This is a genomic window from Winogradskyella helgolandensis (genome assembly GCF_013404085.1).
Lineage (GTDB): Bacteria > Bacteroidota > Bacteroidia > Flavobacteriales > Flavobacteriaceae > Winogradskyella > Winogradskyella helgolandensis.
Genome location: NZ_JABFHO010000001.1, coordinates 1 through 21,204 on the forward strand (window position 1 = coordinate 1; position 21,204 = coordinate 21,204).

Consider the following 21,204-nt stretch of genomic DNA (forward strand, 5'->3'; position numbering starts at 1 on the left):
TGGAGTATCTATGGAGTATCTATGGAGTATCTATGGAGTATCTATGGAGTATCTATGGAGTATCTATGGAGTATCTACGGAACAATATCAAAGCATTTTTATGAAATAGCTTTCCATTAAAAACTTATACTTCGACTTATAAAATAATATCTGCAACGTCACTTTGTTCCCACCACTGAAAATCAATACGTTTTATTCTGCACGTTTAAATGCACTATTCCTTTCTCGGAATTAACAACAACAACTTATAATTGTTTCAATAAATAGTTAATTAAATCTGTGGTCGTAACAATTCCAACTAAGCTTCCATTATCTACTACTGGCAATGCATGAAATTCCTTTTGAGCTAAAATCATAGCGACATCTTTTATAGATGCATCAGAATTCACCGTGATTACATTTTTAGCCATTACCTGATCTATTGTAAACATATTATAGACTAAGGTTTCAATTTCGGTTTCGCTTTCGTCTACAGCATCCGCAAAGCTAATTCGAAGCAAATCCGTATAACTTAGCATACCAATAATAGTGTCTTTATTAACCACCGGAATATGCCTGATTTTATGTCTCTTAAATAAAAGTTCTGCGGTCTCAAGCTCATCTCCTTTTTTGAGCGTAATGATATTTGTAGACATTATTGTAGACACTGGCTCTATATTTCTCATGACTTCTAAGTTTTATAATTCACTCTTAAAAGTACTTTATAAAGCTGTAAAAGAACATGACAAAAATCACGTTATAAAGACATAAAAATGATTACATTCTATTCCTTATTACCATAACCATAGTTATAGCCATAATTGTAACCGTAGCCATAAGACTTACTTGCACCAACACTATTAATGACGTAAGCCATATTCTTTAATCTACCAGATTCTGCAAGATCCTTAGAGTATTTTAAAAGATTTTTGTCTGTATAGTTGGCCCTAGCTAAATATACAGTAGCATCTGCTAGCTGAGAAATTAACATGGTATCGGTTACTAAAATTGTTGGAGCTGTATCAACAATAATATAGTCAAATTCTTCTTTAGCTTCTTTAATAAGCTTTGTGAAACGACCATTGGTAAGCAGTTGTGCTGGATTAGGAGGAATGCTTCCAGATAACATAATACTATGATTAGGATGCTTTACAAAACCTTTGATTAAAGAGTCTCTCCAGTCAAAATTACCATCATGAAGATAATTAGATAATCCTGGCTTGTGCTTATCTTCATTGATACGATTATGAATCTGTGGGTTTCTTAAATCGGCACCGATTAAAAGTACTTTTTTGTTAATACTAGACAAGGCTAAAGATAAATTAAGACTTATAAATGTTTTCCCTTCTCCTTTAATCGTTGATGTACAGTAAATCACCTTTGCTTTTCCATCGTCTCTAACCGGTAAAATAAAATCTACATTAGAACTTAAAATTCTAAAAGATTCAGCTAAAGCTGTTCTTGCATTAGGGTCATCAAAGATGTCTTCTTCTTTCGTTTTTACAACAGGGATTTCACCTATGATTGGTGTTTTTGAATTTATTTTAGTGATATCTTCTTTACCGTGTAACTTAGTATCTAATAGAAATATTAAATACAAAATTCCAAATGGAATCAATATACCGCCAAGTAAAGCACCAGCATATATAATGTTCGATCTTGGAGAAATCGGATATGAGCCAGATAAAGCATATTCTACAACTTTAATTGAAGGCTCAGTTATCGCTAAATTAATTGCTGCTTCCTCCCGTTTTTGTAATAATAACAAATATAAACTCTCTTTTATTTTTTGTTGACGATCAATCGCTCGTAACAATTTTTCCTTTTCAGGGATTTGTGCTACTGTACCACTAAACCTGCGTTTTCTTAAACTCAATTGTTCAAGAGAAACATTAAGCTGACTAGTATAAGTTTCGATAGATTTATTAATATTAGCTCTTAAACTTTCTACTTGTTCTACGGCTTGTTGAACCATTGGATTATTCGTTCCTCCACTATTTAAAAACTTATCTCTATTAATTACAGCACTATTATAATCAGATATGAGCACATTGATACTAGAGTTTTCTATACCGATATTAGAAGGTAATAAATCTGAATTAGAATTACCTTGTAAGGATTCGTCTAACAATTTAGTCAGGGCTAATTGATTGTTAATCTGAAAAACTTCCTCATCCGATTGCGCACGTTGTTCTATTCCCAATTCGGCATCTACAGCAATATCAATAATATTATTTCGTTCTTTAAAATCTTGTCGATCTACCTCTATAGAATCTAGCTCTTCCGCTAAAAACACAAAGCGCTCATCTATAAAATCTAAAGTTCGTTTTGAAATTAATTGTCGATCATAAATCCCGTCTCTATCAAACACATCCATTAAGGTGTTTAATATTTTCTCTGAAAGCACTTTACTCTCTCCCTTAATACTTAATTTTAGAAGATCGCTCTGTTCACCAATCGCTTCAACACTAATTTTCGCCTTTAACCCCAATGCCGCATTTTTAATCGGATTAAAGTTAATAATATAAGTTTTACCTTTAGGAAGTGTTTCTAAGTCAGTGGCATTAAAACTGACCTCAAAAGGTAAATCATACTCCAAGTATTGAGTAGTAGAATCAGCAATCGAAAACATTTTTCCCGTAACTAAATCATTAATTTCGAGTCCATTACCCTTAATTCTAATCTGATAAGATAAATTCCCTACAATACTATCCGGATGTATTACTTGCTTAAAATCAAAAGGCAAAGCTTCTATTTGCGAGGTTTGAATAGTCCCTTCTTCATAAAAACTAGTATTTAGATTTAACTCTCTTACCACTCGATTCATTATTAAATAAGAGGTTAAAATCTCGATTTCATTCTCTAAATTAATATTGCTTCTTTTAAATATAAATGCAGAAGTTGGCAGTTCCAAACCATCCGACTCATCTAAAATCTTAACTTTAGAATAGGTCTCAAAAATACGCGGAGCGTATCTTAAGTACAAGTAAGCACTTGTAAGCATCACAAATAAAGTTAAAACGAACCAAGGCCAATACCTTAAATAACGTCTTAACTCTTGCTTTATATCTATGTTATCTTCTTCGTTGAAAGAAATATTGTTGAAAGAATTATCCATATAATTATCGAGACAATAAAATAGTTATACTAAGAGCTAAAGAGGCAATAGTCAATACAGTACCAATATCCTTAACAAAACCAGCGGTTTTCACTCTAGGGTTATTTTGATTAACGACTATTAAATCGTTGGGTTTTATAAAATAAAACTCACTATTCATAAACTCAGCAGAAGTAAGGTCTATGTGTGTTACCTTACGGACGCCATCCACCTCTCTAGTCATTAAAATATCATCTCGTGTTCCGTTAATAGTTAAATCGCCCGCATAACCTAGAGCTTGTAAAAGTGTCAGGTTTTGGTCTGTGTAATTGAACGTTCCTGGATGATTTACCTCGCCTAACACCGTCACTTTCGCATTAATTAAACGTACATCAACTTTGGCATCAGACAAATGACCTTCGGATATTAATTTATCACTTATAAAAGCTTCAAGTTGTTGTGTGGTTTTATTCTGAGTAGAAATATCACCTAAAATTGGTAAATTAATTGTTTGATTAATTGAGACCACATAACCTTCTAAATGCATGATTTCAAGGCTTTGATTTAGAGCTCCTTGAGTCAAAGCTTTGTTATATGGTAGCGCAGCCATAGACTCGAGGCTCCCTATAGTAATTTTTAAAATATCATTTGGTTGAATATTTACATTTTGATATGGAATAGAACTTGTGCCTTTAGAATCAATATCTTGTAAATAAAGCACATCTTTTTTTGAAGCGCAAGACGCTAAAACAAAAAGACTTAATAAGCCTAAAATTTTAAATTTCATGAAATATCTTATTTTAATAGATGGCAAATATAACTGCAATTACAGTATTAGCAAAGCTGCTATTGTAATTAGCTCATCTTATTCTCTTTAATTGTTGCCTTATTTTTAAATCTGTGCACGATAAAGGGTAGCGTATAGAAAAATACCCCATAAAGTAACAAACAAATTATTTGTATATTGAGTTGAAATTGCAATAGGCTAAACGCTATGCAGACAATGACAAAATTAATACCGCAAATTAAAATAGTGGTCATTAAATGACTATAGCCTATTTTTATAAACCAATGATGAATATGATTCTTATCGGCTTTAAATGGACTTGTTTTATGGATTACAATTCTAATAAAAAAGATACGTAAGGTATCTATGAAAGGATAAAACAATAAGGCACAAGCTAATGCTGGCGCGGCATGATAATAATCTGAAGTTTCATCAACTTGTGCTAAATTAATAAAACTAATGGTAAAAAAAGCTAGTAAGAACCCAACAATCATTGAGCCGGTATCTCCCATAAATATTTTTTTGCTTCTTGAAAAATTAAACCTCAGAAAAGCTAAAAGTGAACCAGAAAGTGCCATGGCGATAGTGGCTAAACTTAAATCACCTGCTTGAACAAAAAGATACATGAAAATGATACTTACGCTTAAAGCAATAGTTCCTGCCAATCCGTCAACACCATCTATAAGGTTGTATGCATTAATTATTAATAGATAAACGAAAAGTGTAAATCCAACAGATACCCAATATGGTAGTGTGTGAACATCTAAAATACTTGAAAAACCTATAATACGAGTATCCGTAAAAACAATCAGAAGCGCTGCCGCAAAGAGTTGTCCTATGAATTTCTTCCCAGGAGACAATACCGTTAGGTCATCTTTTAAACCTAAAAAAAATAAAATCGTTAATCCACCCATGACTAATAGTAAGGTCTTTGTATTTAAAAAGGCACCTACAATAGTCATTACTACGATAACTCCTAAAAAAATACCAATACCACCTAAGGTTGGAGTTCTATTGGAATGCATACTTCGGCTGTCTGGTTCATCCATAAGATGCTTTTCCTCAGCGACAATCAGAATAACAGGAAACGTACGATACGCCATGAAAAAAGCCAATATAAAGGCTGCAATTAACCAAAGGATAGCGAATTCGCTTGGATCAAAATGTTCAAATAGTATTTTTATCATAAGTAGGATGATGTGGTTTTAAAAGTTCTCGAAAGTTAAGCGCAAGATACAATTTTATTAACAAGACGTTAAATCTCAAAACAAATAAGTTAAAAAAAAGTTAAAGCAGCGCAACATTTAGTAATCATATGTCTACAAGCATGTTAAAACACCTTTAATTGTATAATCATCCCATCGTAGAATGATATGTCCTTTTCCAAATTTGTAGAGAATAAGATCACGATATATGACTTTAAATTTAGAATTAATATAACGAAATCATTTGTAACCAAATTTATCGTTGTTTACCGTTCAGCATTCACCTGTTTTTAACTCTAAAACCCTCATTACACGGACTGTTTCGATACTACCGTCTGAGTCTATAATAACAACGTATCTTATTCAAGTAAACAGTAAAACCCTAAAGAACTTAACGCTCCGAAGCCCATCACTTTGGATAACGTTTCTTTAAAAAAAATAAATGTGATGCTTTATGGATATCTAGCGACACTCTACTCCCCTAATTATTTGACCTTATTACTGCATTAGTTTTTGATACGCATCAGCAATTTTTTCCCAAGTGTATTCCTGGTTTGCAACATGTTGCATTTCTTGCGCCAATTTATCTAAATCAACCGTATCTATTTGTTTTAATAAGGCTGCCAATTCCTCTGACGTCTTAAAATATAGTGCTTTATTCTGTGTGGTCTCCCTATTGTAATGAATACCATAGGCTACAATAGGCAAGCCTAAGCTCATAGCTTCTACTAAAGACGGATTTGTCCCTCCAGCTGAATGACCGTGCACATAGAGGTAGCAATTACTTCTTAATTCATTAAGAATTTTTTGATTATAAATAGGATCTAACAGGTGTAAATTTTGAAATTTACGGTACGTATCTCTTAATGTTTTACCAAATGTACTATTGTCCCAGTTACCAACAATGACCAATGTTAGTTCAGGACATGTACTAAATGCCTTTAAAATGATTTCAATATTATTTTCAGGTTCTATACGGCAAACTTTAAAAGCATAGTTTGATTTTAGAAACGGATATTCTAGTAATGTTTGATCTGAAATAGATTCTGACTCGGTATGATTACCACCATACGCAATAAGACGCGCTTCTTTACCGTAGGTGTCATACACATGGTCTTTAATCACTTTATTATCTGCAATAGTTATGTCTGCATAGTTTACGGCGCATTTTTCCGAAAATTTTAAAAAGGCCTTGGCATATTTGTTCCATTTTTGGCGCTTCCATTCTAAACCGTCGATATTTACAATGATTTTATTTTTAGATATTAATTTTATAAACGGCAAAATTAGGCAACCTGATACTCCAAGAATCAAAAGTACATCGGCATATTTTAAAGCATGAAAAATAGATTTTGTATCATAGATGACACTTTGCATACCATTGGCTTCTAAATTGATGTATTCAAGCTTACAATTATTGTGCGTTTCCTTTTGTTCTGGGTACGCTTTTGCCGAACAATACACCGTAAAATCAAACTTACTATGCAGTTCTTTAGTGATATATTCTATTAAGGTTTCAAACCCTCCATATTTGGCAGGAATTCCAACGGTGCCTATAATGGCTACTTTTTTATTCATTATGCTTTTAATACTTTTTCAAGTAAAACTCTTGCTGATTGTTCCCAACTATACCTTACTTTTATAATATCATGAATCTCCTCTAGATTAATTTTCTCTTTATTCTCAATAATTTCTAAAAACAATTTGTCAAATTCAATTTTATTATCTGGATTAAAAAAATATGGCTTAAAAAAATCAAAATCAACCATTGCTGTAACATTTGAACAAAGAACAGGTGTAAATAACGCACCCGCTTCAAGTGGAGGTATACCAAAACCTTCAGCTTTTGAAGGATAGACAAAAATTTCTGCTCCATTTAAAAACTGTTTCAAATCCGAATCATCAACTTGTTCAATCCAATGGATAGATTTTCTGACCTCCATTTCCAATTTATCTATTGACTCTAAAAGACCACTTTTTAAAGTATTACTTCCTATTAAGGCAAGTTGGTAACCTTTTAACCAAAGTTTCTCATTTAAAAAAGTATTTAAAAGTAAAACTTGATTTTTCCTTGGTTCAATTCTACTTACATATAAAATATAATTACTTATGCCATACTTACTATTTATATAATTTCTTGACTCAACTTTAGTATGATTAAATTCAAAATAGTCCTCTGAAATGGCATTTGGAGTGACCATAATATTGTCTGTATCTATTTTATATTGTTCTGAAATCTTTTGTTTTGAATAATTTGACACCGTTAATAAAAAGTCACATCGTTTTGCTGTTAACCTAAATAAAAAATTTCTTTTTATCCTATATAAAAATGAAAATTCATTGGAAAAATCATTGAAAAGAATATCATGAATTGTTACAATATATTTACATTTTTTATTTTTTATAAAAGGTATTACATATTGAAAATGAGCATGTGTGCACTCTAACGCATCTATTATCTTAGGTATTTCAATAAAAATTCTTTTCAAGCTATGTTTAGAATTATATTGAATGAACTCTACATTATTAAATTTACCGAAATGTTTTTTTACATTCTTAACATTGTTAGCACCAAAATAAATTTTAATAGCAGGGTTAATTTGAATTATTTTTAGATATAGCTCTTTTAAGTAAGTTAACGTACCCTGATATTCACCATCAAAAGCATGTGCATCTACAAAAATTTTATTCTCCATATTTTAGATTTTCTGTTAAGATTAAATACTTAAACAACTCTGTATATTTTATCGAAGTTTCAACTTCTTCCGATACATTATAAAAAAGAATTCGCTCCAGTAAATAGATTATTAAAAAAGGTTTATAGGTCATATGAATATTTAAGTGGCTTAAATACTCCTTATAGCAATTTATTTGGCATTCAGCGAAAATGATAGCCGTAACGTCTTCTGGACTATTATATCTTATAATGGGATCAATATGATAATTAAACAAATCTTCTAATGGTGGGCCATCTAACACCGTCTCTTCAAAATCGTAGATTAAAGGTTTTTGATACGATAGTACGTTCCATGGTTTAAAATCGCGATGTACCAAACCCAAGGGCCATGATATAGCACCATAATTTGTTTCCATTTCAGCCGACCAACACAACCTAAAATCTGGTAATCCAGCATGATCTAGAGCCGCAAATAAATTTTCTAAATAATTAGAGCATGTGGTTTCTTTAGATTGGCTGTACTGAAAAAACTCAGTCAATACAGGTACTAACACAGGTTTTATATCTGTTGGTTTTGAAATAAGCGTATTACTATTACATAGTTTAAAGGAGCAAAACTCACCCATTACAACCTGAACGTCTTTAATTTCTGAAATTTGAAAGGCCTTCGATTTTAGCGGCAAGCGCTTATAAATGTCAGACTCTTGCTTTACATTAGCATAGCTTTTACCAAACGCAAATTTTTGAAAATAGTGTTTGTGATTATTTACTATGACCTTGTCCTTTGTTGGTGAAATTAAAACGGAACAGTTGTCATCTAAATCAAAATCCAACGGGTAATTCACCTTTTGACCAATCATAGTCGTAATGGCCGCCTTATCCTGTAATTTAAATCTCCCTACTTTCCCCAATAACCAGACATACAATCTAAGCCCTTGTTTTAACAGTTCAGATTTTAAGGCATGTGGTTTATAAAACTTTAAAGAATGAGAAATGGTACTCCAACTTTTGGCATTCAAAATATAGGTAGCTCCATTATTACCATTGAGGATGAAAAATAGTTTACTCATGGCCTACATATTGTCTAATTCAATGAACAGTTCTTCCATAAATACACCTTTGGAGTCCCAATTAAATTCACTTTTAATTCTTTCTCTACCAGCTTCCCCCATTTCATTAATTAAATTTGGAGTTGTAATCAATTTGATAATGGCATCTGCCATGTCTTTAGGCATTTGTTCTGGGTTAGACACAGGTAATTGAATAGCACTTTTATAGTCTGTTATAATTTCCATCCCAGTCCATTTTAAACAGATCACGGGAAGACCTATTGCCATAGCTTCCATTAAAGCCCAACTTCCACCTTCTCTAAGACTTGGAAAAAGATAAGCATCACATTTTGTTAATTTTTCTAAAATCTCTTTCCGAGAAACTTCCGATATAATTTCAATCTTTTGCTCTTGTTTGGTTTTTAAAATCTCATTTTCTATTTTTAATTTTTCACTTCCAGAACCTATAATTGTATACCTTATTTTATATTCTGAAGGGATTAAACTAAGTGCTTTTATTGCCGTCAAAATATTTTTAGATGGAGTTAATCTTCCTGTAGATATTAAATGAAACTCTTTATCAGTTATGTTTTGGTTCTTTTCACGATGATATTGAAACACATCCGACTCCATTGCTGTTTCTAAAATAATTTTGGTTTTCTTCTTAAATACTTTAGGGATTACCTTTTCTGTGTTTCTTGTTCTAACCAATATTGCTTTTGCTTTTAAACTAGTAATTAGAAACAAAGGACTTAGAAAAGCAAGTTTATTCATTAGTAATCGTAAGTTTTGCAATAGCCTTTGCTTTATAGGTAAAACTTTTCTAAACGAATTAGGCTCACCTTCGCCTCCACCTACAGGACCCCAAATAAAAGAAGTTTTAAATACAGGTAAAAATGTGGGCATCCAAATACTACCCATTGAAAGGTGCATTGAATAGTCAATTTTGTTTGCTTTAATTATGCTTGAGACCAATGGTAAAATTCCTAATTGCCAAAAGAAATAATAAAAATATAATCCTTTTGCTTTATTTTTGAATCGCTTAATAAAATGATTGGTATCATAATAGTGGAATGTTATGTTCTCAAGAAGATCTTGAGGGACGTGCGCTTCAATTAACTCTTGGTTATTGGCTCTTGTAATTACATGTAAGTAATTTTTTTTTGCCATTTGTAAAACCCAATTCCATCCTACTCCTTGTTCTGAGCCTTTTAAGGGCTCGCAGGCATAAGCGCTAACTAATATTGTTCTCATTTATAAATAAACATTTATTTTCTAAATAAAATATTTGTATTAAAACTAAATTTTCTTTGTTATTTTATTTATAAAACTAATTCTTACATTCCCATAAGCTTCTTCAAGATTATCATTATTAATAATGTCAAAATGCTTTAATGTAGTAGAAAGATTTTCGTAGTTCTGATTTATCTCTTCTATAGATTGTACAGGCAGTTCTTTTTTTCTATCGTATGCTTCTTGAGCATCTACCTTGATAAAAAAAACTTGATTAGGTTTTGGTATAAATAGTTTGTACATGGCAATAGCTATGCTTTTATTAATATTTATTGCCGAACGTTTCTGATCTACTATAAAATCGAAGTAGTATCTATCAAATATGATAAATCGATTATTTCTCTGTAATTTGATAATTTTAAGGAAATAGCCTAGAAGGTAATCTGTAATATAGTACAATAGTTTAATAAATGAAACTGCACTAGAAGATTGTTTGGCCGAATGAGGATTGAAATTTAAATCATGGATTTCTTTAGTATTTAGTTCCTTTTTGAACAAGTTTTTTATATTAGGTAGTAAATGTGGTCGATGATGACATATTTCAAAGCGTTCATTGTCAGATTTAAATATACTTTTAGAATCAGATTTTAACTTGTTTATCAAAGTTGTTTTCCCAGAGCCATCTGGCCCTACAAACACAAAAAAATATTGTTTATTAAAAGCACGTTTAATCTCCAAAGAGAAGTGATAAAAAACTCTACTTACCGCTTGTAAAGGACTCTTTATTAGGTTCTTAAGAAATGTTTGTCTAACTATTTTATTCCTATTAATTATTTTAGGATTTTTTTTATTGGTAATTACATATTTAATTAATTCTATGATGTTTTTTGATGGTGAACTTTTTAGAAGAATAAAATCAGTATCTTTTATATTTTTTATAAAATTATCTAAATACCTTTCTTTTAATTTACCACCCGCAGCAAATGTTTTATAAACGGTTAAATAGCTTTCAACTTTATTTTCAAAAATATAAACACCATTAACGTTCTTTTTTCTGTACTTAATTAAATCTTTATATGTATAATATATTACACCTCCACCTTCATAATTAAAAAATAAGTCAATTTTAATTGAAAAAGGAATCTCTTCGTTAATATTATAAAATGTGTAACATTCTATACCATGATATGAAGTCCTTTCTAACCTATTAAATCCAAAAGATTTAAAAACGGTTTTCATTACAGAGTCAAATTCCTTATAGTCTTTTTTTGATATCATAATGTCAATATCATTGCTTTTATTTACTAAAGGCAACTCGTCTCCATTTCGAGTAACTACATATTTGAATCTTTTATCAATTTCCGTGAAAAATGATTTTAAGCAATTTATTTCAGTCTTAATCATTTAATATATTTTTATACATTTCTATGTAGTCGTCAATCAAATTCTCCCAATTAAACACTGTTTTAATCATGTTTTTGGCATTTAGACTTAACTCTTTTCTTAATTCCACATTAGACACCAAATTGGTAATAGAACTGGCTATATCCTCAGGATAAGGTTCTGTCATAATATAAAAATTCTTATTATAATAATATGTCATATTAGTTTGACGTGATAAAATCATAGGCTTTCCGCAAGCCATAGCATCTAATATTGAGAATGAAATGCCTTCGCTAAATGAAGGCTGTATGTAAACATCCGAATTCAAAATATATTGATATTTCTCTTCTTTAAATTTAGGTCCATGAAAAATTACAAATTTTTCAAGATTCTTTTCTGATACAAGGTTTTCTACTTTTTCTATATAGTTCTCAATTCCGTTTCCTACGATATGAATTTTAATTCTTTTCTTAATATCATCTTCCAAATGCATTAAACTATTAACGATTCCTAACACGTTTTTGTCTTCTCTAATTCGACCAACCCAAACAAGGTTAATGTAGTTTGTATCATAAGGGTTAAGTAATTCTTTTGAATTATTAATTTTGTCTACCTCGTTATGACTTATTCCATTAGGAATTACAAATATAGGGTTTATAATGCCCAAGTCTCTCAAAAAGCCTTTCTCTTCATAACAGAGTGCATGAATTGATGCTGCTTTGAAAAGATATTGTTTTTCTATTGTTCTCATAGAAATTTTCTTCTTTAAGGAATCAATTCTATCAGGTGTATAAGCTGCATGTGTAGTAATAATATAAGGTATTCCTTTCTTATCTAAAGCAGATAGAATTGTATTTTTATCGAGCATCCACATTAAATGGAAATGTACAACATCAAAATCAAAATTTTCTGATAAAATATAATCGGTAAATTCCTTGCTCTTATAATTTCTCGCTCGTGGAAAAAGTTTAACAGTAGTAAATTCATCCCTTATAAAATCCTCTACAAATTCTTGATTGTCATTAAAACTGAAAATCTCTGATTTAACACCTTTTTGATTTAAGTATTTGTTAAGACTATAAACAGTTCTTGTAATACCATTTTCGCCATCAGGATTAACTCTTCCATGAGTGATATGACATATTTTCATAATATTTTTTTTATTTAATTAGAATGGTGTAAAATATTTGATTGTTGTTTTTTATAGTAACTAAATGTGAATAGAACTATTATGCATAACCAAACCATTTGACTATTAATACCATACATAAAAACTAAAAGAAACCAAAATAATAAATTTAGATAATTCCCTTTAGTTAGTGAACTTTTTAATGTAAAAACCAAGAACAAAATAAAAGATATAAATCCATATTCATACCAAATAAAAAAGAACCCACCTCCAGTAAAATCATCACGGGTTCCAGGAAGATACATATGTAAAAATCCACTAACAGAATCAATACCATGCCCTAATAAACCGTTTAAAGAAAAGATTTCTACCATTGAAACGAGTACCATCATCGGTACAATCCTAGAAGAAGCACTATGATCTGCCGCTATAACGGCCTTAGGATCTAGAGTTAATACCGCCGTAGCGGTATCTATAGCTCGCTCTATAGCCGTAATTTCAGTATTAGCTATAATTAAAACAGCAATAAGAAACATCCCTAGCAAAGGGATGATATTTTTACGTTCTATAAATTTTAAACCTACAATTACTAAAAACAAAAATGCTGTGGCACTTCCCATAGTTAACATGGTCCATAAAAAAGCAATCCAAACCCATTGGTCTTTTTTAGCATCTAGTTTTAAACTGTAGCTTCTATTTAACACAATTTCTTTAGAACTTAAAAAACAATAAAATAATAAGGCGACTATACGCGCAGAATGTGACGGTTCTGCAGATAAGCTATTGAGCTTCCAAGGCTCTGCAGGATCATAATTACTAATATTAAAAATAGGGAGCCCTACCAAGACACAAACTTGTTGAACGACAAGCGTGATGAAATACGCCATTAATAAGTACTTTAATAATTTTGAAAATTGGTTTACGGTAAAAGCATTTTTATGAAGCAGCCTATTATAGGCCATAAAGGCAAAACAGAACATCCAAGAATAGAGCACGGTACTCCAGCGCATACTTTCAGGATGGTTAAGCAGCGGCGCTAAGGCTAAACTCACCATAAGTAAAATTAACCATACATCGAACTTAAAAAATGCTCTATAGGCTAATATTAAAATAGGAGAAGCCCCCATAACTCCAATAAGCAATAAGTTTCTATTACCATCACCCAATACAAACGCGGGCGCTATTGCAAGCACTATTATAATGGTATATATTAGAAAGATAGTAATCTTTTTACGGCTCAATTGTTTATTAGTTTTTTTAAATGCAAGACAAATCTCATTTCTTGAATTGAAAGCCACATTAGTGGTTTCAATATATTAGCTTTCAATTTACCATAGGGTCTACATACTCTCGTAAATTCAATCCAACCAGTGTATAACAATTTGAACTTTGCAACTGAGCCATAAACCGTATTAATCGTTTTAGAATGGGCATGTATATACGTTTGGTCTAATACAACATAATTGTGCCATCCCTGTTTTTGTGCTGCGACCGTGATAAAACGTTCCTCTGCAAAAAGAAAGGTATTGGGGTAGAAAAAGCCTAACGTCTTAAACCGGTCAAAAGACGAAAACATAAAACTTCCAGGGACTAAGTCTACTTGCATAGCATTGTTTCCGGTGGTATCTTTAAAACGCTTTATTTTACGCTTATGAAATAGTTTAAAAATATAGAAAAGATTAAGGCAATCATCCAAATAGGTGTTTATGCTGTAAATCGGTACTTCCTTTTCGTCAATGTCCAATTGTTTTGGTGCAATGATAGCTGGGTCATCTAATTGTTGGTATTTGCCTACCAAGTGTTCTAAACAAGTTTCTGGTAAAATGATATCATTGTTCATTATGGCCACATACTCTGGGTGGATGTGCTCGTCTAGATAATGTAGACCCACGTTATTCCCTTTTGCATACCCTAAATTCTCTCCTGTCTGCAAAACGACAAGATTTTTATATTGACCCTCCAACGGTTTTAAATAATCATACGACGCATTGGGCGAAGCATTATCAACTACAATAATGTGTAAGGATTCCGCAACAGTTTGTTGCTGCAATGCATTTACAAGATTTATGGTATCTTGGTAAGAGTTGTAATTTAAGATTACAATACCTATGTTATTTGTTAAACTCTCCAACTTGCTAAGCTTTTACCTATTAATTTCTCTAACCTTACTATATCCTTTTCATACGTATCTAAAAGTGCTTTTCGTGTTTCAGCATCGAGACTAGATTTTTTCTCAGGCTTCATAAACACATTATAAATTGACTTTCTTATACTGTTTTTTAATTTTTGGGTGACAAAAAATGAGAAAAAGGACTTTATAATATTATCCTTATAGATAAAGCTTTGGATAAATTTAAACTTAGAGGACCTTGCTACGTTACTCTTGAGATTGACGTCTAAATCAATGTGTTCAATCTCTAAAAATTTTAATAAGGCATCTACCGTTTCTTTTCTATTTTTTATAAAATCGTCTTCAAATCTTATGAAGAACATATTCTCAATAGGGAAAAACTTTAAATAGCGCTCTACTTGCTTGGCATAAAACCCTCTTGAAGTATAACTAAAATGTGTTTTATTAAAGTAATCTTTCTGTATTCTTTCAGCTTCTAAAGCAACGCCTTCAGAAAAAGTGGCTTCTTCAATGCAACGTCTTTTGCTCATTAGATAATGTGAAAAAGCTCTATCGGCTGGATTTCTAAAGATAAACACCAATTTTACGTCTTTACCTAAGGTTTTAAATATGCGTTCCGGGACATCTTCAAAATACATGTACTCCGGGTTGCACGATCCTGTTATTTTCTGATTGTTGTAATTAGGAAAAAAGGCATCACGATACCAGTTAAAACCCAATTCATATTTTTCATCTTCATCAAAAAAGTGCGCTTCTTTAGTTTCTGGTAAATAAATATCAGGATGCTGTATTAGAATATCATGTAATGTGGTTGTACCTGCTTTTTGGGCTCCTACACAATAGAAATTTATATCGGGTGAATTCATTGTTATTTAAAACCTTTATTTGAGAAAAAAATAGAGTTAATATAAGCCAATTTAATTATTATATTATAATTCAATGATACTAAAGGAAACATGTTGTATTCCGACTTATACCATCGATTTAAAACTCTCAATGCACGTATCCGTCTATTTGAAACAGTTTTATTGATTTTCTCTTCGTAAAACGTAGAATCAATTGTATTTTCTAGATTACAAAAATCAAATAAACGATTCATAAAAACGACTTTGTTTTTAATAAAAACCTCAAAGTCTAATAATAAAACACTCTTAAAAAGTGACGTGTATAAATTAATTGTTAAATCTTGTTGGAAATAAGTATTATTCGGGCCTGAGGATTTCCAGCTTTTATCTCTATCAAAATCACTAAATCTACCAAGATAACCTTCTTTTACAATTTGTTTATAGCATGATTTTTTAAATGCCTCTGCTTCTCTTGAAACAATCAAGATTTTGCTATCAGGAAAAGCCATTTGAATTTTTCGTGCAATTACTTCTGCATCAAACCCTCCTGAATAAGGATGGCCTGATAGGCGCTCAGCAGAAACAATATTAATCTTATCTTTTACATATTTCTTATTCACTAATTCCCTGAAAAAATCTATATCGAATTCTAGAATATTGGTTTTAACAAGATAAATTATGATGTCATCAGTCCAAGGTTTTACAAAATTATTTAATAAATTAAATTGCATGTTTTCTTGAAAAATTCTTTTCTGCAACCAAGTTGAACCTGTTTTATGAAAACCCACATGAAATACTAACTGATCTGTCATTTTATTTATAATTATACAATTTTACACCGGTAACTTTCTGGACAAAATAAAACTTAGCGAAATTAATTCCTGAAATGGTTATGACAGAAGCAATCGCCGCACCCAAAGCACCATAAAGTGGTACCAAAACAAAGTTTAATACTACAAAAACAATCATTGCTATTATCGAGATTTTTGCCTGTATTTTTTCAAACCCAGTCATTATAAGGATAATGCCAACCGAACCAGTTGCCAAATTAACAAATTGTCCTACTCCAAGAATAATTAATATGGTATAACCAACTTTAAATTCCTCACCCCAAATCCCCAAAATCCATTTTCCAAATACTACAAAAATAAGGAGAATCACAATTCCAAAAAACATCAAACCTTTTGTAACTCCTTGAATAAGTTTGTTTAATTCTTCTTTTTTCTCCGACGCATATAAAGCTGCGATCTTTGGAGACAAAGTAGAATTTAATATTTGCAAAACAAAACTAGTCAATAGTGCAACTCGTGAAGCTACGGTATAAATTCCTATTTGTTTGGTATCCGTAAACCAACCTAAAATAATAATATCTAAACTATTAATTACTAGAACCGTTAAACTTGCTACAAAAAGTGGTGTCCCTACTTTTAAAAGCTTTTTTGTCACTAAAGTTCTATCCCCTTGGGATTTGTGTATAGATCTCCAATATAGTCCCACACTTATTGTGACTACTAAACTGCCAATTGCGTATGCAATTGCCACCCTATTTATTGTAACTTCTGTCTTACTGAAATAAAGGCCTAATAATATGACACCTGTTATAACAATACTTAATGCCTGATCTACTAAATTACTTTGCCATATTTTTCTATAGCCTATTAAACCAGAAGAAAAAATACGTGATAAGACCTGAGGCGTCATTATAACCAGACCTAGAATTAATGGATATGTTAATCTGGGTTCATCAAAAACTGTATTTGCCAACCAAGGGGCTATTAATATAAAAATTACAGCAATAGTTAAAGATAATATACAATTAAACCAGTAAGCCGTATGCATAACATTGCTAACATAACTGTAAGCTTTAGTATCTAAGGCAATAGCTATCTCTTTAATAATTACGTGCGAAAATCCAAATAAGCCAAACGTTAATAATATCGATACTATCTTACTAGATAAGTTAATAACTCCCAAGCCATCTGCACCTAATGTGTGTCCTAAAAAAATACTGACGGCTACAGCACAGCACATTCCTGTAACTTTCACAAGCATTGAACCTGCCGATTTTTTTACAACCTCTAGCGTATGAACATCTAGTTTATTTAACTTATTTAAGATATTTTTTTTCAATAGATAGAAAATAATTATAGATTTAATTAACTAGAAACCAATCACAAAGTTAATTCGCGCATTTGTAAATCATCTCTTTTGAACTTTAATATTGATAAACTAATTTAAAAAACAACTGTCATAGAGGTATAGCATTATTGTAGTCTACCTTATAATTATCAAAAGATGATTTAATTTTTATACATCTCGTTATAATAATCTTCATAAGCTCCTGAGGTAATATGTTCCATCCACTGCTTATTATCTAAATACCATTGTACGGTTTTTTCTATACCTTCTTCAAACTGAAGCGATGGTTCCCAACCGAGTTCATCTTTTAATTTGGTAGCATCAATAGCGTAACGCATATCGTGGCCTGCACGATCCGTAACATAAGTTATTAATTGGTCTGAAGCTCCTTTTTCGCGACCTAATAAGCGGTCGGTCGTTTCGATTAATACTTTTATTAAGTCGATATTTTTCCACTCGTTAAAACCACCTATATTGTAGGTGTCTCCTAACTTGCCTTTATGAAAGATAACATCAATAGCACTAGCATGGTCATTTACAAATAACCAATCGCGTACATTCTCTCCTTTTCCATAGACCGGTAAAGGTTTGTTGTTACATATATTATTGATAAATAATGGTATTAGTTTTTCTGGAAACTGATACGACCCATAATTGTTAGAGCAGTTAGAAATTACTGTTGGCAAACCATAGGTATCGTGAAATGCTCTTACAAAATGGTCTGAAGAGGCTTTAGATGCTGAATACGGAGAATGCGGATCATAAGCCGTCGTTTCTAAAAAGAAACCTTCATCTCCTAAAGACCCATAGACTTCGTCCGTAGACACATGGTAAAATAACTTATCTTTAAAATCACCATCCCATGCAAATTTAGCCGCTTGCAATAAGCTTAGCGTCCCCATAATATTAGTCTGTGCAAATGAAAACGGATCTTTTATAGAACGATCTACATGCGATTCTGCCGCTAAATGAATAACACTATCTATGTTATGCGTTGCGAAGACGGCTTTTACCTGTTCAAAATCGCAAATATCACATTTTACAAAGGTGTAGTTGTCTTTAGCTTCAATATCTTTTAAATTGGCCAAATTACCAGCGTAAGTCAACACATCCATATTTACAATATGATAGTCTGGATATTTATTTACTAATAATCGCACTAAATGGGAACCGATAAATCCGGCGCCACCGGTAACTAATATATTTCTATTCTTCATGATGGTAACGTATTATAATTTCTCTAAACAGGTTTTTAAAGCATCCCTCCAATACGGAATCTCTAATTGAAACTCATTTTTTATTTTTTGCTTACTTAAGACACTATACGACGGTCTATTTGCAGGTGTCGGATATTGGTCCGTACCTATAGCATTAAGTTTTATAACTTTATTTTTTATTTCAAAAATGGCGTGTGCAAAATCGAACCAACTGCACACTCCTTCATTTGAATAATGATAAATTTCAACCTTTTCCGTGTTCAGTTGTGGCACAATATGTAGTATGGCTTCTGCTAAATCTTTGGCGTAAGTTGGTGTTCCAATTTGATCACCTACAACACCCAATTCATCCCTATCTTGAGCCAAGCGCAGCATGGTTTTTACAAAGTTATTCCCAAAACTAGAGTAAACCCATGAGGTTCTAATAATAATAGCATCTTTTAATTGACTTGCTATAAGGGCGTTTTCACCCTCTAATTTTGTTTCTCCATACACGCTTTTAGGTTGCGTTGGATCCGTTTCAACGTATGGTTGACAATTCATACCGTCATAGACATAGTCTGTAGAAACGTGTATGAATTTAGCATCGTGCTTTTTACAAGCCTCAATTAAATGGACAACACCTAAATGATTTACGGCATTGGCATGTTCTATATCGCTTTCAGCTTTATCTACAGCCGTATACGCCGCACAGTTAATAACCACATCAATGGCATTATTCTCAAAAAAATGTAATACGTCTGTTTTCTTAGAAATATCTAAATCTGCAGACCCTGTGAAAATAAACTGATACGCTTCAAATTTAGAGGCTAGGCTCTGAATTTCGGATCCCAATTGACCTGATTTTCCTGTTACAAGTATAGTCATTAGAATTCAGATTTAAACGTTTTAAAAACGGGTTGTTTTCCATCCTTATCCGAAAGCTTTATATCGCTTGTTGGTACTTTCCAATCAATAGCTAGGTCAGTGTCATTCCATAACAACCCTGCATCATGTTTTGGGGAGTACGGATTATCGACCTTGTATGAGAAAATAGCCGTTTCACTTAACACTATAAAACCGTGTGCAAAGCCTTGTGGTACTAAAAATTGTGTTTTGTTTTCAGCACTTAAAACAATAGATTCATGCTGACCATAGGTTGGAGAATCTTTACGTAAATCTACCGCCACATCTAAGACTTCACCTTGTATAACACGTACAAGTTTTGTTTGTGAATACGGTGGATTTTGAAAATGCAAGCCTCTTAATACTCCATATTCAGATTTAGACTCGTTATCTTGAACGAAGTGAATATCTGGAAACTGCTCTTTAAACCAAGCTTCCTTGTAAGCTTCCATAAAATAACCTCTATCATCTTTAAATACTTTGGGTTGAAGTATCACTAAATCCTTAATTCCTGTCTGTATGATTTCCACTATTTGATACGTTTTTTTAAATATTGACCGTAGCCTGTTTTACTTAATTCTTCTGCTAATTTCAAAGCTTGTTCCTTACTTATAAAACCTTGCTCATAGGCTATTTCTTCTAAGCAGGCGACTTTAAGACCTTGTCTATTTTCTATAGTTTGTACAAAATTAGAAGCTTCCATTAAAGAATCGTGCGTACCTGTATCTAACCAAGCATAACCACGCCCCATCAATTCTACTTTTAAATTTTTACGTTCTAAATAAGCCTCATTAACCGACGTTATTTCTAATTCACCACGATGAGACGGCTTTATGTTTTTGGCAATATCAATCACATCATTTGTATAATAGTACAGCCCGACTACCGCATAATTGGATTTTGGTGTGCTTGGTTTTTCTTCAATTGAAATAATCTCTCCAGAATCATTAAATTCGGCAACACCATAGCGTTCCGGATCATTGACATAATAGCCAAATACGGTCGCTGTTTTGTCTTGTTCTACGTTGTGTTTGGCAGAAGCAATCAACTTTGTTAATCCGTGACCATGAAAAATATTATCTCCAAGAATTAAGCACACATCATCATCACCTATAAAGTCTTCTCCTAAAATAAAGGCTTGTGCCAGTCCGTCTGGACTTGGTTGTTCTACATACGAAAACGAAACTCCTAAGTTAGATCCATCACCTAATAATTTTTTAAAATTAGGCAAATCATCTGGTGTTGAAATGATAAGTATTTCCTTGATTCCTGATAACATTAATACCGAAATTGGGTAATATATCATAGGCTTATCATAAACCGGTAGTAATTGTTTTGAAACCCCTTTTGTGATAGGATACAACCGTGTTCCTGATCCACCTGCTAGTACAATTCCTTTCATAGTATACGCTTATTTTAATTATTTAATAACATGAGGCAAAAAACAT

Annotated in this window: 19 protein-coding genes; all 19 read right to left on the reverse strand. The window is 31.9% G+C overall.

Translation table 11 applies throughout. The annotated features are described in order from the left end of the window. Window positions 1–245: 245 nt before the first annotated feature. Window positions 246–665, reverse strand: coding sequence for a CBS domain-containing protein (locus HM992_RS00005; RefSeq protein ID WP_179318029.1), 420 nt, complete (start codon window positions 663–665; stop codon window positions 246–248). A 98-nt stretch (window positions 666–763) separates the two neighbouring features. Then, window positions 764–3,097, reverse strand: a complete 2,334-nt coding sequence (locus HM992_RS00010) for a GumC family protein (RefSeq protein WP_179318030.1) — start codon at window positions 3,095–3,097, stop codon at window positions 764–766. A 4-nt stretch (window positions 3,098–3,101) separates the two neighbouring features. Beyond that, the gene (locus tag HM992_RS00015; protein WP_179318031.1) at window positions 3,102–3,863 is read right to left on the reverse strand and encodes a polysaccharide biosynthesis/export family protein; all 762 of its coding nucleotides are present in this window, start codon (window positions 3,861–3,863) and stop codon (window positions 3,102–3,104) included. A gap of 68 nt (window positions 3,864–3,931) precedes the next feature. Continuing rightward, complete coding sequence (locus tag HM992_RS00020) at window positions 3,932–5,050, reverse strand: glycosyltransferase family 4 protein (protein ID WP_179318032.1); 1,119 nt, start codon at window positions 5,048–5,050, stop codon at window positions 3,932–3,934. Window positions 5,051–5,566: 516 nt separating this feature from the next. Then, window positions 5,567–6,646: a DUF1972 domain-containing protein gene (locus tag HM992_RS00025; RefSeq protein ID WP_179318033.1), complete on the reverse strand. Its 1,080-nt coding sequence runs from the start codon at window positions 6,644–6,646 to the stop codon at window positions 5,567–5,569. Continuing rightward, the gene (locus tag HM992_RS00030; RefSeq protein WP_179318034.1) at window positions 6,646–7,764 is read right to left on the reverse strand and encodes a glycosyltransferase family 4 protein; all 1,119 of its coding nucleotides are present in this window, start codon (window positions 7,762–7,764) and stop codon (window positions 6,646–6,648) included. The genes HM992_RS00025 and HM992_RS00030 overlap by 1 nt, the downstream gene beginning before the upstream one ends. After that, window positions 7,754–8,815: a phosphotransferase gene (locus tag HM992_RS00035; RefSeq protein WP_179318035.1), complete on the reverse strand. Its 1,062-nt coding sequence runs from the start codon at window positions 8,813–8,815 to the stop codon at window positions 7,754–7,756. The genes HM992_RS00030 and HM992_RS00035 overlap by 11 nt, the downstream gene beginning before the upstream one ends. A 3-nt stretch (window positions 8,816–8,818) precedes the next feature. Next, window positions 8,819–10,048, reverse strand: a complete 1,230-nt coding sequence (locus tag HM992_RS00040; protein WP_179318036.1) for a glycosyltransferase family 4 protein — start codon at window positions 10,046–10,048, stop codon at window positions 8,819–8,821. A gap of 45 nt (window positions 10,049–10,093) precedes the next feature. Beyond that, complete coding sequence (locus HM992_RS00045) at window positions 10,094–11,431, reverse strand: hypothetical protein (protein WP_179318037.1); 1,338 nt, start codon at window positions 11,429–11,431, stop codon at window positions 10,094–10,096. Continuing rightward, entirely contained in the window at window positions 11,424–12,560 is a 1,137-nt protein-coding gene (locus HM992_RS00050; RefSeq protein ID WP_179318038.1) for a glycosyltransferase family 4 protein, read from the reverse strand. Before HM992_RS00050 ends, HM992_RS00045 begins: the two co-directional genes overlap by 8 nt. 14 nt (window positions 12,561–12,574) lie before the next feature. Continuing rightward, window positions 12,575–13,780, reverse strand: a complete 1,206-nt coding sequence (locus HM992_RS00055; RefSeq protein WP_179318039.1) for a hypothetical protein — start codon at window positions 13,778–13,780, stop codon at window positions 12,575–12,577. Continuing rightward, window positions 13,777–14,670 (reverse strand): glycosyltransferase family 2 protein, encoded by an 894-nt coding sequence (locus HM992_RS00060; RefSeq protein WP_179318040.1) that lies wholly within the window; start codon window positions 14,668–14,670, stop codon window positions 13,777–13,779. Before HM992_RS00060 ends, HM992_RS00055 begins: the two co-directional genes overlap by 4 nt. Then, window positions 14,658–15,536, reverse strand: a complete 879-nt coding sequence (locus HM992_RS00065; protein WP_179318041.1) for a sulfotransferase family protein — start codon at window positions 15,534–15,536, stop codon at window positions 14,658–14,660. Before HM992_RS00065 ends, HM992_RS00060 begins: the two co-directional genes overlap by 13 nt. A gap of 2 nt (window positions 15,537–15,538) precedes the next feature. Then, a complete protein-coding gene (locus tag HM992_RS00070) occupies window positions 15,539–16,327 on the reverse strand; it encodes a hypothetical protein (RefSeq protein WP_179318042.1) in 789 nt (262 codons plus the stop codon). Window position 16,328: 1 nt separating this feature from the next. Next, on the reverse strand, window positions 16,329–17,645 hold the full coding sequence (locus HM992_RS00075) for a flippase (protein WP_179318043.1): 1,317 nt from the start codon (window positions 17,643–17,645) through the stop codon (window positions 16,329–16,331). A gap of 170 nt (window positions 17,646–17,815) precedes the next feature. Continuing rightward, window positions 17,816–18,871, reverse strand: coding sequence for a dTDP-glucose 4,6-dehydratase (rfbB, locus tag HM992_RS00080; protein WP_179318044.1), 1,056 nt, complete (start codon window positions 18,869–18,871; stop codon window positions 17,816–17,818). Window positions 18,872–18,883: 12 nt separating this feature from the next. Next, complete coding sequence (gene rfbD, locus HM992_RS00085) at window positions 18,884–19,738, reverse strand: dTDP-4-dehydrorhamnose reductase (RefSeq protein WP_179318045.1); 855 nt, start codon at window positions 19,736–19,738, stop codon at window positions 18,884–18,886. Then, entirely contained in the window at window positions 19,738–20,286 is a 549-nt protein-coding gene (rfbC, locus tag HM992_RS00090; protein WP_179318046.1) for a dTDP-4-dehydrorhamnose 3,5-epimerase, read from the reverse strand. Before rfbC ends, rfbD begins: the two co-directional genes overlap by 1 nt. Next, a complete protein-coding gene (rfbA, locus tag HM992_RS00095) occupies window positions 20,286–21,158 on the reverse strand; it encodes a glucose-1-phosphate thymidylyltransferase RfbA (protein ID WP_179318047.1) in 873 nt (290 codons plus the stop codon). Before rfbA ends, rfbC begins: the two co-directional genes overlap by 1 nt. Between the last annotated feature and the right edge of the window lie 46 nt (window positions 21,159–21,204).